Annotated in this window: 15 protein-coding genes; 4 read left to right on the top strand and 11 right to left on the bottom strand. The window is 71.6% G+C overall.

Going from position 1 to position 15,871, the window contains the following annotated elements:
* Nucleotides 1-64 precede the first annotated feature (64 nt).
* Nucleotides 65-988, top strand: coding sequence for a PaaX family transcriptional regulator (locus D452_RS0116335; protein WP_017545225.1), 924 nt, complete (start codon nucleotides 65-67; stop codon nucleotides 986-988).
* Between the two features lie 133 nt (nucleotides 989-1,121).
* Here the strand turns inward: D452_RS0116335 and D452_RS0116330 are convergent, their stop codons facing one another.
* The 5 genes from D452_RS0116330 to D452_RS28420 all read right to left on the bottom strand — a co-directional run bounded on the left by D452_RS0116330 (nucleotide 1,122) and on the right by D452_RS28420 (nucleotide 5,988).
* Entirely contained in the window at nucleotides 1,122-1,886 is a 765-nt protein-coding gene (locus D452_RS0116330) for an SDR family NAD(P)-dependent oxidoreductase (protein WP_017545224.1), read from the bottom strand.
* Between the two features lie 235 nt (nucleotides 1,887-2,121).
* Entirely contained in the window at nucleotides 2,122-3,093 is a 972-nt protein-coding gene (locus tag D452_RS0116325; RefSeq protein WP_017545223.1) for a hypothetical protein, read from the bottom strand.
* A gap of 295 nt (nucleotides 3,094-3,388) precedes the next feature.
* On the bottom strand, nucleotides 3,389-4,663 hold the full coding sequence (locus tag D452_RS0116320; RefSeq protein WP_017545222.1) for a glutamate-5-semialdehyde dehydrogenase: 1,275 nt from the start codon (nucleotides 4,661-4,663) through the stop codon (nucleotides 3,389-3,391).
* 168 nt (nucleotides 4,664-4,831) lie between these two features.
* Nucleotides 4,832-5,368 (bottom strand): type II toxin-antitoxin system PemK/MazF family toxin, encoded by a 537-nt coding sequence (locus D452_RS0116315; protein WP_394297090.1) that lies wholly within the window; start codon nucleotides 5,366-5,368, stop codon nucleotides 4,832-4,834.
* Nucleotides 5,369-5,433: 65 nt separating this feature from the next.
* Nucleotides 5,434-5,988, bottom strand: a complete 555-nt coding sequence (locus tag D452_RS28420) for a TetR/AcrR family transcriptional regulator (RefSeq protein WP_017545220.1) — start codon at nucleotides 5,986-5,988, stop codon at nucleotides 5,434-5,436.
* A 70-nt stretch (nucleotides 5,989-6,058) separates the two neighbouring features.
* On the opposite strand from D452_RS28420, the gene D452_RS0116305 reads away from it, so the two are divergent.
* Genes D452_RS0116305 through D452_RS0116295 form a run of 3 tightly spaced genes read left to right on the top strand, consistent with a single transcriptional unit; the run spans nucleotide 6,059 to nucleotide 7,973 of the window.
* Nucleotides 6,059-6,367 (top strand): hypothetical protein, encoded by a 309-nt coding sequence (locus D452_RS0116305; protein ID WP_017545219.1) that lies wholly within the window; start codon nucleotides 6,059-6,061, stop codon nucleotides 6,365-6,367.
* Nucleotides 6,364-7,227 (top strand): SDR family NAD(P)-dependent oxidoreductase, encoded by an 864-nt coding sequence (locus D452_RS0116300; protein ID WP_017545218.1) that lies wholly within the window; start codon nucleotides 6,364-6,366, stop codon nucleotides 7,225-7,227. The genes D452_RS0116305 and D452_RS0116300 overlap by 4 nt, the downstream gene beginning before the upstream one ends.
* A complete protein-coding gene (locus D452_RS0116295; RefSeq protein ID WP_017545217.1) occupies nucleotides 7,224-7,973 on the top strand; it encodes an SDR family oxidoreductase in 750 nt (249 codons plus the stop codon). Before D452_RS0116300 ends, D452_RS0116295 begins: the two co-directional genes overlap by 4 nt.
* A gap of 38 nt (nucleotides 7,974-8,011) precedes the next feature.
* Here the strand turns inward: D452_RS0116295 and D452_RS0116290 are convergent, their stop codons facing one another.
* From D452_RS0116290 to D452_RS0116265, 6 genes are all read right to left on the bottom strand, one after another.
* Nucleotides 8,012-8,899, bottom strand: coding sequence for an alpha/beta hydrolase fold domain-containing protein (locus D452_RS0116290; RefSeq protein ID WP_017545216.1), 888 nt, complete (start codon nucleotides 8,897-8,899; stop codon nucleotides 8,012-8,014).
* A gap of 153 nt (nucleotides 8,900-9,052) precedes the next feature.
* Nucleotides 9,053-10,240 carry a glutamate 5-kinase gene (gene proB, locus D452_RS0116285; protein ID WP_040694005.1) on the bottom strand — a complete coding sequence of 396 codons (1,188 nt, stop codon included), beginning with the start codon at nucleotides 10,238-10,240 and terminating at the stop codon, nucleotides 9,053-9,055.
* Between the two features lie 99 nt (nucleotides 10,241-10,339).
* Nucleotides 10,340-11,704, bottom strand: a complete 1,365-nt coding sequence (gene obgE, locus D452_RS0116280) for a GTPase ObgE (RefSeq protein ID WP_017545214.1) — start codon at nucleotides 11,702-11,704, stop codon at nucleotides 10,340-10,342.
* Nucleotides 11,705-11,843: 139 nt separating this feature from the next.
* Complete coding sequence (gene rpmA, locus D452_RS0116275; protein ID WP_026129380.1) at nucleotides 11,844-12,104, bottom strand: 50S ribosomal protein L27; 261 nt, start codon at nucleotides 12,102-12,104, stop codon at nucleotides 11,844-11,846.
* A 13-nt stretch (nucleotides 12,105-12,117) separates the two neighbouring features.
* Entirely contained in the window at nucleotides 12,118-12,429 is a 312-nt protein-coding gene (gene rplU, locus D452_RS0116270; protein WP_017545212.1) for a 50S ribosomal protein L21, read from the bottom strand.
* Between the two features lie 279 nt (nucleotides 12,430-12,708).
* The gene (locus tag D452_RS0116265) at nucleotides 12,709-15,846 is read right to left on the bottom strand and encodes a ribonuclease E/G (protein WP_026129379.1); all 3,138 of its coding nucleotides are present in this window, start codon (nucleotides 15,844-15,846) and stop codon (nucleotides 12,709-12,711) included.
* Nucleotides 15,847-15,871: the final 25 nt, after the last annotated feature.

Raw genomic sequence — 15,871 nt, 5'->3', positions numbered from 1 at the left:
CCCGACCACCGGTGATGGCGGGGACCACCCGGGGCATGTGGGTTCCTGCCGCTATCGTGTCCGCGTGACGTCCAACAGCGACCGGCCAGCCGGGACCGCCGCCGATCCCCTGCCGGACACCCCCACCGGTACCTCGGCCGACTCCGAGCGGCGGCGGCCGAGGTCGCTGATCGTCTCCTTCTTCGGCTCCTACGCCCGTGACGTGGGCGGGTGGATCGGGGTGGCCGACCTCATCGTGCTCATGGCCGGCCTCGACGTGGACGGCCCCGCCGTACGCTCGGCGGTGTCCCGACTCAAGCGCCGGGGGTTGTTGACCCCGGAACGCCTGGGCGGGGTGGCCGGGTACCGCCTGTCCGAACAGGGACGACGCATCCTCGCCGAGGACGACCAGCGCGTCTTCGGCCACCGGCCCGCCCGCGTTCAGGACGGCTGGGTGCTCGTGGTCTTCTCGGTGCCCGAGACCGAGCGGCGCCGCCGCCACGCCCTGCGCGCCCAGCTCACCCGGCTCGGCTTCGGCACCACCGCCGCCGGCGTGTGGATCGCCCCCGCCCACCTGGCCGACCAGGCCCGCAGAGCGCTTCGCGACCTCGGACTGGAGGAGCACGCGGAGCTGTTCCACGCCTCCTACCTGGATTTTCGCGATCTCACCGCGTCCGTGTCGCGCTGGTGGGACCTGCCCGGGCTCCAGGCGATGTACCAGGGGTTCCTCGACGAGCACGAACCGGTGGCGGCCGTCTGGCGCCGCCGGGGCGCCCGCTCACACCAGGAACCGGGACTGCGCGCGGCGGCCTTCGCCGACCACCTACGGGCGGTGGACGCGTGGCGGCGGATGCCCTTCCACGACCCGGGTCTGCCCCCGGAGTTGCTCCCCGACCGCTGGGCCGGCAGCCGGGCGTCTCGGGTCTTCTTCGATCTGCACGCCCTCTTGCGCGAACCGGGCCTGGAGCACGTCCGCGCCGCGGCGGCCCTCGGCCCCACCGCCTCGTAGGGCCCCTCCCAGCACCTCGGAGCGGGCGCCCGCCAGGGCGACCGGCCCGGGGATCACGGTGGCCACCCCCTCTCCCCGGTGGAGTCCGAAGTACCGCCAGTGTTCGGCCGCGGGGCGGACGCACGGAAGGGGCTTACCGGTGGGTTCCTCCGCCGTCGATGGTCAGTGACTGGCCGTTGACCGCCCCTGCCAGGGGGCTCGCCAGATAGACGACGGCGGCGGCCACCTCGTCGGGTTCGATGAGTCGGCCCAGAGGGCTGGTCGTGGCCAGGGTCGCCTCGGCCTGTTCGAGCCCGCGCCCCGTGCGTTCGGCGATGCGGGCCACGGAGCGCTCGGTCATGGGGGTGCGGACAAAGGAGGGGCACACGGCGTTGCTGGTGACACCGGTGCCCACGACCTCGGCGGCGACGGCCCGAGCGAGGCCGAGCATCGCGTGTTTGGAGGCCGTGTAGGCGGCGGTGTAGCGGGATCCGGTGTGCGCGGCGGTGGAGGCGATGAAGACGATCCGCCCCCGGTCGCGGGCGAGCATGCCGGGCAGGAGCGCCCTGGTGAGCAGGAAGGCCGAGGTGGTGTTGGTGCGCAGGTGGGTGTCCCACAGGTCGAGGTTGGTGCCTCGCAACGGTGCGCTCTGTGCGGTGCCCGCGTTGTTGACCAGGACGGACACTTCTCCGAGGCCGTCCGCGAGGGACTCCACCGCCTGTTCGTCGGTGATGTCGCAGATCCGGGTGGTGACGTTGAGGCCGTGTGCGCGGGCCCGGCGCTCCATGGCGGCGAGCCGCCCGGAGTCCCGCCCGAGGGCGATCACCTCGTCCCCCTCACTCGCCAGGGCGAACACGATGGCCCGCCCGATTCCGCCGGAACCACCGGAGACCACGACACGCCGTTCGGAGTCAGCCATGCCCCGGAATGTATCACCGGGCCATGACCGTCGTCACTGCTACGACATATCAGTGGTGTTTGTGGGACAGATGGGGTCGAAGAGTTCCCGGAGGCGGCCTGGACCCACACGAGAACAGCGCCGACGGCACGGGGCCGTCGGCGCTGCTGGAGGCGGAGGGCGGGGGGTGGCCCTCCGCCGGGTGTGCCGTGGTCGCGCCGCCTGGGACGGCGAGACCGACTGGAAGCGGGACCGGCTAGAAGGCGGGACCGGCCTCCAGGGCGTCCTCGATGGTCTGGGCGCGAAGCTCCTCGACCGTCTCCTCCAGGTCCGCCTCGTGCGCCTCGAACTCGGCGGTCACCTCGGCGGCCAGCGCCCGCAGCGCGACCTCCTGGGTGACGATGCCACCGCGCACGCGGTTGTTGTCGCCGACCTGGGCGGTCGGGCTGTTGTCGGAGGTGGTCAGGTCGCCACCCACGATGTTGTTGTCGATGTACACACCACCGGAGACACCGGTGACCGTCAGGTTGCCGTCGATGTAGTTGAGCGAGCTGGCGAAGCCCTCCTCGGCGCCCGCACCGACCGCCACCGGGCCGTTGCCGCCGCTGTAGGTCGCGTCTCCGATGACCTCGCTGTCGGCGAGGATGCCGCCGGAGGCCGCGTCCGTGACGGAGAGGTCACCGCGCACCACGCTGTCGAAGATGTCCACGTACTCCACACCCTCGGCCGTCACGCCACCCAGACGGGAGTCGGTGACGTAGACCTCGCCGACACTGGCGTCGACGGAGGAGGCGGAGGAACCGACCACGAAGACGAAGCCGTCGTTGTCGGCGCCCTCGGCGGGCGCGGCGCTCAGACCGGCGACCGAGGTGCCCTCCTCCAGGTAGGTGCCGTAGGAGCCGGTGTTGACGACGTCCCCGGCGACCTTGGTGTCGGAGGCGTCGAAGTAGCCACCGTTGGAGACGGTCACGCCGCCGTCGATCTGACCACCGAGGACGTGCAGGTTGGCGTCGCCCTCGACGGTGACCTTGCCCTGGATGACGGTGCCGTCAAGGAAGCAGCTCGCACCGGCCGGGACCTTGAGATCAGTGGGCAGGGTGACCGCGCCACCGTGCCCAGAGCAGAGAGTGATCAGGTCCGCCTGGGCGGGGGCGGCCATGAGGGTGACGCCGCCGATGGCCAGGGCCGCGGTGGCGGTGGACGCAGCGATCTTGCTCCCGAACTTCATGCGGGGGAATTCCTTTCGTCGTGACCGGTGGGGTCCGACGCTCCTGATGAGGGTGCGGGAAGAGCGCCTGGGGACACCACAGTGAAAGTACCGACCCCAAAGCGCTTTGGGAATACTTGCAGGAGAAGATTCGCTTCTGCCCAGGTTTCCAGCAGAAGAATTCACCTGGTGACGTGTGTTACCCCGAGGGGCTGCGGATAGCCTCTGGTGCGGTTGTGCACGGCCGGTGCGGGCACACGAATGGTCGCCCGGACATCCGAGCGACCATTCTGGTACGTGCCGACGGTTCCCCCGGCTACTTCAGGTGACCGTCCCCGGTGACCACGTACTTGGTCGAGGTCATTTCAGTGAGCCCCATCGGGCCCCTGGCGTGCAGTTTCTGGGTGGAAATGCCGATCTCGGCGCCGAATCCGAACTCGCCGCCGTCCGTGAAGCGCGTGGACGCGTTCACCATCACCGCCGCCGAGTCCACCCGGGCGACGAAGTACCGGGAGGTGCTGAGCGAGTCGGTGACGATCGCCTCGGTGTGCTGGGTGGAGTACCGCCGGATGTGCGCGATCGCCGCGTCCACGTCCGGGACCACCCGCACGGCCAGGTCCATGGACAGGTACTCGGTGGCCCAGTCCTCCTCGGTGGCCTCGACCACGGTGGCGCCGGTCGGGTGGGCCGCGGCGACGGCGAGCACGCGCTCGTCGCCGTGCACGGTCACCCCGGCCTCGGCCAGGGACACGAGCACGCGCGGCAGGAAGTCCTCGGCCACGGACTCGTGCACCAGGAGGGTCTCGGCGGAGTTGCACACCGAGCAGCGCTGGGCCTTGGAGTTGACCACGATGCCCACCGCCTTGTCGAGGTCGGCGTCGGCGTCCACGTACACGTGGCACAGGCCCTCGCCGGTCTCGATGACGGGGACCGTGGAGTCGCGCACCACGGCCTGGATGAGCGAACCGCCGCCACGCGGGATGAGTACGTCGACGAGCCCGCGGGCCCGCATCAGCGCGGTGGAGGACTCCCGGGTTCGGCCGGGGACCATCTGGATGGCGTCGGTCGGGACGCCGGTGCCCTCCAGTGCCTCGCGCAGCACCGCGACGATGGCGGTGTTGGAGTTGTAGGCGGAGGAGGAGCCGCGCAGCAGGGCGGCGTTGCCGCTCTTGAGGCACAGGGCTGCGGCGTCCACGGTGACGTTGGGACGGCCCTCGTAGATGATGCCGATGACCCCGAGGGGCACCCTGATCTGCCGCAGGTCCAGGCCTCCCGGCAGGACACCGCCGCGCACGGACTCGCCGACCGGGTCCGGCAGCTCGACGATCTCGCGCACCGCCTCCGCGATGGCCTCGATCCGCGCCGGGTTCAGGGTGAGCCGGTCGATCATGGCGGGGCTGGTGCCGTCCTGGCGGGCCTGTTCGACGTCCTCGGCGTTGGCGGCGGTGATCTCGTCCGCCCTCTTGACCAGGGCGTCGGCGATGGCCAGCAGGGCGGCGTCCTTCACGGACCGGCTGAGCGGGGCGAGGTCGGCCGCCGCGTCCCCTGCGCGTTCGGCGACCGCGTGGACCGCGCGCTCGATGTCACTCATGGCTGTCATCCTTGTCGGGGCTTCCTTGCTCGGGAGGCCGCCCGGGCCGGTGGACCCACCCCTTCGTAGGGCACCGGACCAGGAGGATCTCCCTCAGCGTATAGGGCCCCGCCCCCGGAGACACCGGGTTATCCACAGGGTGAGACGGCGGAGCGCCCCGCGTCCCTCTCAGGTCCAGCCGTAGCGGTCCCTGAGGACCGCCGCGACCTTCCAGAACAGGCTCTCCTCCATGACGGCGGCCTCCCGGCGGATCGCCGCCTCGTCGAACTCGAAGAGGCGGTCCACCCGCACGAAGGAGTCACGGCCCTCCCTGTCCCAGGCGCCCGTGCCGATCGGCAGCCAGTCCTGGCGTTCGTGCTCGTCGGGGACCTGTGTGGAGAGCATGAGTCCGTGCAGACGCCGCCCCTTGCGCCCCACCACGAGCAGGGGGCGGTCCTTGCCCTGGGTGGCGTCCTCCTCGTAGGGCACCCAGGTCCACACGATCTCGCCCGCGTCAGCGAGGCCGTCCTTCTCTGGCGCGTAGACGAGTCTGGTGGCGTTGCGTCCGGTGGGGACCTCGCGCACCGCACCCTCATGGGGGTGGGTCTCGGTTCCCTGTTGGAGACCGCCCCGCTGCGGGATGTCGCCGTCGCGCCGGGAGCTGCCGTTCTGTCGGGGTGCGCCGCCCTGTGGCGGGTTTCCGTGCTGTGTCGTGTGTTGGCTCACGCACCGCATCCTAGGACCCGCGCGGCCCCCGCGCACAGCGCTCCGGGGGCGCCGTCGGCACGCGATCAGTCCAGGTCCAGCAGGGCGCGCAGGGCCCGGACGCAGTGGTCGGCCTCAGCGGTCGGGTCGGTGACGCGTTCCTCGTCGGGGACGGCCGCCCAGCGAAGGGCCCTGGCCTCCAGGTAGGCGGTCCACGCGTCGGTGACCGCCGCCGCCGACTCGGGGGCGCCGAGCAGGGCGCGTACACGGGCACCCATGGTCTCGCGCAGGCCCTCCACCAGTGCGCCGTCCAGGGTCACCGGACCCGCGCCGAACACCAGCGCCGCGTAGGACGCCCGGCGCCGGTTCACCTGTTCGATGTAGCGCTCGGCGAACTGGGTCACCGCGTCCCAGCCGGTGCGGTCCTCGTCGGGGGCGGTGTTGCGCACGACGCGCCGTCCGGCGGCGGCCACGACGGTCTCGTGGAAGGCGGTCTTGTTGGGGAAGTAGTGGAACAGCAGACCTCGGGAGATGCCCGCCTCCCTCGCGACCTCGTCCACCGCCAGCTCCTGGATGGGACGTTCCACCAGCATGCGCAGTCCGATCCCGACCAGTTGGCGCCTGCGTTCGTCCTGGGTCATCCGCGTCCGGCGCGGAGCTGCTCCACTCACCCTATTGAGCATTGCTCAACAAGGTCGTAGTGTCAACGACATGGACTTCGCACCCTCCCCCCGCGCCACCGACCTCGTCGGGCGGGTCCGCACCTTCGTCGAGACCGTGATCGAGCCCGCCGAGGAGGCCCGCCAACACGACCCCGCCGCGCTCCGGGCCGACGGCGACCCGTGGCGCCCCCTGCCCGTGGTCGACGAGATCCGCGCCCGCGCCCGGAGACTGTGGAACCTCTTCCCGCCCGCCGCGCACGAGGGCCCCGACGCCGAGCGGCTCACGGACGGACCGGGCGAGGCGCACCGGGCTGTGGTCGCCCGACTCGAACCGGTGAAGCACGGAGTCCGCAGATGAGCGCCCCCGAGCGAGGGACCCCGACAGCCGGTGCGGGCCGACGCGTCCTCGTCACGGGCGGCGCCTCCGGCCTGGGCGCCGCGCTGGTGGCCGCGTTCGCGGCGCGCGGGGACCGGGTGGTCGCCACCGACCTCGCCGAACGCGCCCCCGACACCCTTCCCCAGGACGTCACCTACCTGCGCCTGGACGTGACCTCCGACGACGACTGGGCGGCGGCCCTGACCCACGTCGAGGAACGGTGGAGCGGGCTCGACGTGCTGGTCAACAACGCCGGGATCGCCGCGGGCGGACGGATCGACGTCCTCACCGTCGAGGACTGGCGGCGGATCACCGAGATCAACCTGTTCAGCGTGGTTCGGGGCTGCCGCACGTTCACCCCGCTGTTCAAGCGGCAGGGGTCGGGACACGTCGTCAACGTCGCGTCCATGGCCGGGCTCGTGCACCCGCCGGTCATGAGCTCCTACAACGCGGTCAAGGCGGCGGTCGTCGCGCTCAGCGAGACCCTCCGGCACGAGCTCGCCCCCTACGGCGTCGCCGCCTCGGTGGTGTGCCCGTCGTTCTTCCGTACCAACCTGGCCGCCTCCCTCAGTGGCAGCGACCCCGAGGTGGAGGCCTCCGCGACCAGGCTGATCAACGGTTCGCGGCTGTCCGCCGACGAGGTGGCCGCGCGCGTGCTCCGAGGGACGGACCGGCGTCGTCCGGTCATCCTCACTGACCGGGAGGGCCGAGCCGCTGTCCTCGCCAAGCGCTGGCTGCGCCCCCTGTACGACCGCGCGATGCGCCGGGTGGCCGAGGGTGTGCGCGGCCGTGTGGAGCGCCCCTCCCCCACACCCGAGGACCCCACGGAGAACCGCGTATGAGCAAGGGAACCATCATCATCACCGGCGCCTCGGCCGGGCTGGGCGCCGAGATGGCCCGCCAGTTCGCGGCGCTCGGCTACGACCTCGGCCTGTGCGCCCGGCGCACCGAGCCCATGGCCGTCCTCCGGGACGGGATCGCCGCGGCCCACCCCGACCGCCGCGTGGTGCTCCGGGCCCTGGACGTCACGGACGACGAGGCGGTGCACCGGGTCTTCGGGGAGATCGCCGCCGAGCTCGGCGGGGTGGACCGGGTCATCGTCAACGCGGGCCTGGGCAAGGGCGCGGCGCTCGGCACGGGCCGACACGACGCCAACCGGCAGACCGCCATGACCAACTTCGTGGGCGCCCTCGCGCAGGCCGACGCCGCCATGGAGATCTTCCGTGAACAGGAGCGCGGCCACCTCGTGATGGTCTCCTCCATGTCGGCCCTGCGCGGCATGCGCCGGGCCATGACCGTCTACTCCGCCACCAAGGCCGGGGTGGCCGCCGTGGCCGAGGGGCTGCGCTCCGAGGGCGTGCCGGGGCTGGACGTGTCGGTGGTCTACCCCGGCTACATCCGCACGGAGATGAACGAGCACGTCGCTCAGAGGACCCGGTTCATGGTCGACACGGAGGTCGGCGTCCGGGCCATGGTCGCGGCCATCGAGAGGCGGCGGGTCCGGGCCTACGTCCCCGCCTGGCCCTGGGCGCCCATCGGCTTCCTACTGAAGCGGCTGCCGCTCTCCGTGGTCAGAAGACTGACGTGAGCCGAGGGGTCCCCCGGGGGAGCCGCACCGGGGCGGCCTCACAGCTCCCGGACAGTGCGCATGATCCGGTCACGCGCGTCAACGCCCTCGGGGACCGGGACCAGCGGGTGGATGTGGAAGGCCCCCTCCTCCACGAAGAGCTCGGCCACTCCCCCGGCCTCGGTGACGCGGTCGTGCAGGCGACGTGTGTCGGGCAGGAGCAGGTCGCGGGTGCCGATGTACAGGTCCATGGGCGGCAGCCCCGCCATCGGCCCGTACAGCGGACTGAGCCGGGGCTCGGCGAGGTCGTCCCCGTCCGCCCACTCCCCTGCGGCCTCCAGCAGACCCACCGGTGCCAGCCAGGGGTCGGACCCCTCCACCTCCGCGATGTCGGGGTTGGACATCGTCAGGTCGGTCCACGGGGAGATCAGGACCAGCCTCGCGGGCAGCGGCAGCCGTGCCCCGGGCAGGGTCTGGGTGAGTGCCAGCGCGAGCCCTCCCCCGGCGGAGTCACCCGCGATCAGGGTGCGCTCCGGCGGGGCGTCCTCCGTCAGTTCCCGGTAGACCCGGGTGACGAACGGGAAGGCCTCACGGTAGGTGTGCTCCGGTGCCAGGCCGTAGATCGGCACCTCCACCCGGCAGCCGGCGTCGGCGATCCGGGCGACCAGCACCCAGTGCCACGCGGCGATCTCGCTGACGTAGGTGCCCCCGTGCAGGTAGAACACCGCCCTCTCCGGTTCGACGACGCTGCGGGGACGCACCGTGTAGACGGGGAAGCCGCCGACCTCCCTGCGGGTGATCCAGTGCCGTGCGCTGAGCCACTGCGGCGGCTCCGCGTCCTCCTTGGGTTCGTGGAGCCACTCCCGGGTGTCCTCCACCGACTCCAGGGTCGGTTTGCGCAGGACCCGGAGGGCCAGCGACGCCAGGTGTGTCATCAGACTGGACATGGGTGTCACCCTCCTCGGGACGTTCTCTCGGACTCTTTCACGCACGGACGACAGGCGTGCGCGAAGGGCGACGGCGCGGCCGGTGATCGAACTCCCGGACACAACGAGGGCCGGCCCGGACCCACGGCCCGGACCGGCCCTCGGCGTCGTCCGTCAGAGCACCACGAGGTCGTCGCGGTGCACGAGCTCGCGCTCGTAGGAGGGGCCCATCTCCCGGGCCAGCCACCGGGTGGACCGGCCCATCAGGTCCGGGATCTCGGCGGCGTCGTAGTTGACCAGGCCCCGGGCGACCACCGTGCCCTGCTCGTCGCGCAGATCCACGGGGTCACCGGCACTGAAGTCGCCGTCGACCCCGACGACCCCGGCGGGCAGCAGCGACGCCTTCTCACGCACCACCGCGTTGACCGCCCCCGGGTCCAGGACCAGGCTGCCCCGCCCCGCCGTGGCGTGGGCCAGCCACAGCTGGCGCGCGGAGGGGCGGCGGCCGTCAGCGGCAGCGAAGAACGTGCCCACCCGCTCGCCGGACAGGGCGGAACGGACGTTGGCGGCCGAGGTCAGGAGGGTGGGCACCCCGGCCTCGGTGGCGATGCGCGCCGAGTCAACTTTGGTGACCATCCCGCCGGTGCCCACGCCCCGCTTCCCCGAGGAGCCGATGTCGATCCCGTCCAGGTCGTCCCGTCCGCGCACCAGGTGCACGATCGAGGTCCCCTCGTCGGCGGGGTTGCCGTCGTAGAGCGCGTCCACGTCGGAGAGCAGCACGAGGGCGTCGGCTCTCATCAGGTGCGCGACCAGAGCGGCGAGGCGGTCGTTGTCTCCGAACCGGATCTCGTGGGTGGCCACGGTGTCGTTCTCGTTGACGATCGGCAGGGCGCCGATGTCCAGCAGGCGGCGCAGCGTGCGCTGGGCGTTACGGTGCTGCACCCGGCGCATCATGTCCTCCACCGTCAGCAGAACCTGGGCGGCGGTCAGACCGTGCCCGGCCAGCTCGGCGGCGTAGGAGGCCACGAGGAGTCCCTGGCCGACACTGGCGGCGGCCTGCTGTGAGGCAAGATCGTGCGGGCGGCGGGCCATACCCAGCGGCGCCATCCCGGCGGCCACCGCGCCGGAGGAGACCAGGATCACCTCCTGGCCGAGGGCCCTGCGGTCCGCCAGGACCTCGACCAGGTCCCTGATCCGGCCGGAGTCGATCAGCCCGTCCGGGGTGGTCAGTGAGGACGACCCCACTTTGACCACGACCCGGCGGGCCCCGGCGACCGCCGCCCGCCCGGCCGACTCCAGGGTGTCGACGTCACTCTGCCCGGCTAGTCGGCCGGTGTGCTGCTGGGTGTCTGCGCTGTGCACCACGAGGGGCTTTCCATCCGTGGCACGGCGCCCTCCCGAGCGCCGTGCTCGTACCTTGTCTGGGTCCGGCTGGTGTGGAGCGGTCGGTCCCCGCGCGGGTCAGCCCAGCCGGGCGTCGGTTCCGCGCGGGCCGGACGGGACGACCTCGGCGTCCATCGAGTTGTCCCAGTCGAAGACCACGGCGTCCTCGTCCGTGCCGATCTGCACCTCGGCGCCCTGGGTGGCACCGGCCTTGGCCAGCGCCTCCTCGATGCCGAGGCGGTTGAGCCGCTCGGCCAGGTAGCCGACGGCCTCGTCGTTGGAGAAGTCGGTCTGACGCACCCACCGGGCGGGCTTGTCACCGCGCACCTGGAAGGAGTTGTCGCCGAGCGGCACGACCTCGAAGGGGACGTCCCCGATCATCTTCGGGCGCAGCACGATGCGGGTGGGCTCCTCGACCGGTGCGGCCTGACGGGCCGCCGCCACCTGCTCGGCCAGGGCGAAGGAGAGTTCGCGCAGACCCTCACGGGAGGCCGCGGAGACCTCCATCACCTTGTAGCCGCGCTCCTCCAGCATGGGGGTGACCATGTCGGCGAGGTCGCGTGCCTCGGGGACGTCCACCTTGTTCAGAGCGACGATGCGCGGGCGGTCGGACAGGTCCACCCCGGCCTGCTCGCTGTAGGCGGACAGCTCCGCCTCCAGGGCGTCGAGGTCGCTGACCGGGTCGCGGCCCTGCTCGTAGGTGGCGCAGTCCAGGACGTGCAGCAGGGTGGAGCAGCGCTCGATGTGGCGCAGGAACTCCAGGCCCAGGCCCTTGCCCGCGCTCGCACCGGGGATCAGGCCGGGCACATCGGCGATGACGTACTGGGTCGCGCCCGCCTCCACCACTCCCAGGTTCGGGATGAGGGTGGTGAACGGGTAGTCGGCGATCTTGGGCCGGGCCGCCGACATCGCCGCGATCAGCGACGACTTCCCGGCGCTGGGGAAGCCCACCAGGCCGACGTCGGCGATGGTCTTCATCTCCAGGCGCACGTCGAAGGCCTCGCCCTCCTCGCCCTTGAGGGCGAAGCCGGGGGCCTTGCGCTTCTTGGAGGCCAGCGCGGCGTTGCCCAGGCCGCCACTGCCGCCCTGGGCCAGCACCAGGCGGGTGCCGTGGCCGACCAGGTCGGCGATGACCTCCCCGTCGCCCTTGGTGACCACGGTGCCGTCGGGGACGGTCAGGACCAGGTCCTGCCCCTTGGCTCCGGCCCGGTGGCCGCCCTGGCCCGGAGTGCCGTTCTGGGCGTTGCGGTGCGGACGGCGCTGGTAGTCCAGCAGCGTCGCGGACTGGGCGTCGACCTCCAGGACGACGTCGCCGCCCTGGCCGCCGTTGCCGCCGTCCGGGCCGCCCAGCGGCTTGAACTTCTCACGGTGCACGGAGGCACAGCCATGCCCGCCGTTCCCGGCCTTGACGTGCAAGACCGCCTCGTCGACGAAGTCAGGCATAGCTCTCCCCGTTACTCTTGCGGTCCCCGCCACCCGGCGTGGACCGGTACTCCTCATGCGTCATCTCACCAGTGACAACGCGAAGGGCGGGCCAGTGTTCCCTGGCCCGCCCCCGAAAAACCGCTGTTGCCGGCGCAGCCTACTCGGCGGCGACCGGAACGATGTTGACGGCCTTGCGACCGCGGAAGTTGGCGAACTTGACCTCGCCATCGACCAGCGCGAACAGCGTGTCGTCGCCGCCACGGCCGACGTTCGCACCGGGGTGGAACTTGGTGCCGCGCTGACGGATCAGGATCTCACCGGCCGAGACGGCCTGACCGCCGAAGCGCTTCACGCCGAGGCGCTTGGCGTTCGAGTCACGACCGTTACGGCTGGACGAAGCGCCCTTCTTATGTGCCATTTCTCCAGGCCTCCTACTTCGCCGCGATGCCGGTGACGCGCACCTGGGTGTGCTTCTGGCGGTGACCCTGGCGCTTCTTGTAACCGGTCTTGTTCTTGTACTTCAGGATGTTGATCTTGGGGCCCTTGGTCTCGCCGAGGACCTCGGCGGTGACCGTGTAGCCGCTCAGCTTGTCGGCCTCGCTGATGACATTGTCACCGTCGACCACAAGGATGGGCTGCCACGTGAGGGTGGCGCCGGTCTCGTCGGAGACCCTGTCGATGTTCAGGACGTCATCGACAGACACCTTCTCCTGTCGGCCGCCCGCTCGCACGATCGCGTACACCGGGTAACTCTCTTCCTGCTCGCTCAACGAATAATGCGCTCACTCATGACCGTGATGCCACGATCCACGAATCGCCTGTAGCGGGGCGCGGGGATCTGAGGGAAACAAACCCACCTTGGTGGAGAGCACTGCGGTCTCGGGGCGCGCGAACATTTGGGGCGCGCCGACGCACCGTCCATCAGATTACCACCGACCCGACACAGGCCCGCACACGTGCCCTGGCCCGGACCCGTTCGTGAACGGGTCCGGGCCAGACTGCTGTCCCGCCTCGACCGCTGGTCAGCGGACGTCGACCGCGGTGGACTCACTGGTCTGTGAGGTCACCGCCGCCTTGGTCCGCCGCGTACGGCGGCGCTTGGGCCGCTCGGTGGCGCCGTCGGCGTCACCCTCCGCGGTGGCGGGTGTCTCGGTGGCGTCGGAGTCCGAGACCTGCTCGGCACCGCTCGCCGGTGTCTGCTCACCCTCACCGCTGTCGGCCGGGGCCGCCTTGCGGGTGCTGGTGCGCCGACGGGTCTTCCTGGCCGGGGCCTCCTCGGCCACAGGGGCCTCAGCGGGCTCCTCAGCCGGCTTGTCCTCCGACGCGGACCCCTCGGCCGCCTCAGTGGGCTCGGCGACCTTCTTCGCACGCGAGGAGCGCTTACGCGTCTTCTTCGCGGGAGCGGCCTCCTCGGCGGCCGGGGCCTCGGCCGGAGCGGACTCGCCAGAGGGAGCCGACTCGGACTGGTCGGCTCCGGCGGCCACCGGCTCCGCTGCCTTGCGGCCACGGCTCTTCCTGGTGGTCTTCTCCGCCTTCTCCGCCTTGGCGGGCTTCTCGGCCTGCTCGACGGGCTGGTCGGCCGCCTCCTCGCCGTTCACGGGGAGGTCGTCGCCGTCCTGCTTGTCGGACCTGTCCGCCTTGCCCGAGGCGTCCTTGTCACCCGAGGATGCCTTGTCCCCGGTCGACTCGGCGTCGCCCTTGCCCTTCTTCTTCTTGCGTCCGCCGGTGCCGCCACCACCGCCGCCCTTGTTCTCCACCGGGTCGCCGGAGAGCAGCAGGCCGCGACCGTTGCAGTGGTCACAGGTGTGCGAGAAGGCTTCGAGCAGGCCCTGGCCGACCCTCTTGCGGGTCATCTGCACCAGTCCGAGCGAGGTGACCTCGGCCACCTGGTGCTTGGTCCGGTCACGGGACAGGCACTCCAGCATCCGGCGCAGCACCAGGTCCCGGTTGGACTCCAGCACCATGTCGATGAAGTCGATGACGATGATGCCGCCGATGTCACGCAGGCGGAGCTGGCGGACGATCTCCTCGGCCGCCTCCAGGTTGTTCTTGGTGACCGTCTCCTCGAGGTTGCCGCCCTGACCGGTGAACTTGCCGGTGTTGACGTCGACCACGGTCATGGCCTCGGTGCGGTCGATGATCAGCGAACCGCCGCTGGGCAGCCAGACCTTGCGCTCCAGGGCCTTGTTGATCTGCTCGTCGATCCGGTACGCGGAGAAGACGTCGCGGTCCTCGTCCCAGTGCGACAGCCGCTCGGAGAGGTTGGGCGCCACGTAGTCCACGTACTCGTGGACGGTGGTCCAGGCCTCGTCGCCGGAGACGACCAGGCTGGAGAAGTCCTCGTTGAAGACGTCGCGCACCACGCGCACCGTCAGGTCCGGCTCACTGTTGAGCAGGGACGGGGCGTTGGCCGACTTGGACTTGCGCTTGATCGAGTCCCACTGCTTGGCCAGACGCGTGATGTCGCGCTCCAGCTCCTCCTCGCTGGCGCCCTCGGCGGCCGTGCGCACGATCACACCGGCACCGGAGGGCATCACCTTCTTGAGGATGGTCTTGAGGCGCGCGCGCTCCTTGTCCGGGAGCTTGCGGCTGATGCCGGTCATCGAACCGCCGGGCACGTACACGAGGTAGCGGCCGGGCAGGCTGATCTGGCTGGTCAGGCGAGCACCCTTGTGGCCGACCGGGTCCTTGGTGACCTGCACCAGGACCGACTGGCCGGACTTGAGTACCGACTCGATGCGCTTGGGCTGGCCGTCCAGGCCGAACGAGTCCCAGTTGACCTCGCCCGCGTACAGCACGGCGTTGCGGCCCTTGCCGATGTCGACGAAGGCGGCCTCCATCGACGGCAGGACGTTCTGCACCCGGCCCAGGTACACGTTGCCCACGTAGGAACGGTGGGTGGCGCGGTCGACGTAGTGCTCGACCAGGATGTCGTCCTCGAGGACGGCGATCTGGGTGCGGTCGCCGGTCCGGCGCACGACCAGGTCGCGCTTGACCGCCTCACGGCGGGCCAGGAACTCGGACTCGGTGACGATGGGCGCGCGGCGGCGGCCCTGCTCGCGCCCCTCGCGGCGGCGCTGCTTCTTGGCCTCGAGGCGGGTGGAGCCGCGGACCGCCTGCACCTCGTTCTCGATGGGCCGTTCCTGGCGCGGCTCGCGCACCTTGACCACGGTGTTCGGCGGGTCGTCGTTGGTGGAGTCGCCACCGGATCCCGAACGCCGACGACGGCGACGACGGCGACGGCTGCCGCCGCGCTCGCCCTCGGCGGAGTCGTCACCGGACTCGTCCTCGGAGTCGTCCTCCTCGGCGGCCGCCCGGTCGTCCCCGCGCTGGTCCCTGGTGTCGTCCTCGGACGCGGCGGAGTCGCCTTCGTCGTTGTCGGAGTCCTCCGCGCCGCGCGAGCGACCGCGTCCACGGCCGCCGCGGCGGCGACGGCGACGGCTGGGGCGCTCGTCGGAGCCCGTCTCCTCGGCGGGGGCCTCGGCCGACTCGTCCTCGGTGTCGTCCTCGTCCGTTTCGGTGTCGGCTTCGACCACCGGCTCGGCCTTGGGGCGGGTCTGGACGGCGGCACTGGCCACCGGGGGCTGGAAGAGCATGGCGCCGGGAGGCTGGAAGACGGCGCCGCCGGTCTCGGCGGGGGCCTCCCCGGTCTCCTCGACGGCCTCCGGGGCGGGTGCCTCGACGGTCTTGGCGGAGCGGGAGCGTGTCCTTCCGCGCGTACGGCCGCGTCCGGTCTCCTTGGGCTCCTTGGCGTCGCCCGCGGTCTCGGCGGGCTCCTTCACCTCAGCGGGCTCCGGAGCGGGAGCGCTCGCCTTCTCGGCCGTGGCGCGGGCACGCGTACGGCGCTGCGCGGCGGCCGGAGCGTCGTCCGGACGGCCCGCCGCGCGCACGGTGCGCTTGCGGGAGCTCGCGGACACCGAGGTGTTGACGGTGCCGACCTCTCCGGAACCGGCCAGTTTGGTGACCGGCGCGGTGGGCGCGGAGAAGACGTCGTCGGGCTCGGGGGGTGGTCCTGCCGCGCGGCGAGCGCCCTTGGCCGGCGCGGGTGTGGTCACCCGCACCGCGCCGTCCCCCGCAGGGGGCGCCGCCGCCGTGTTCTCGGTTGTTTCAGTTGTACCCGCGGCGCCTTCGGCACCGTTGTTGGGCTCGTTCTCGAGCATCCGGGCGGTCTCCCGTCAAAGCACT

This window comes from Nocardiopsis prasina DSM 43845, assembly GCF_000341265.1.
GTDB lineage: Bacteria > Actinomycetota > Actinomycetes > Streptosporangiales > Streptosporangiaceae > Nocardiopsis > Nocardiopsis prasina.
The sequence above is the reverse complement of the archived record's forward strand: the minus strand, read 5'-3'. Positions and strand labels throughout refer to the sequence as shown.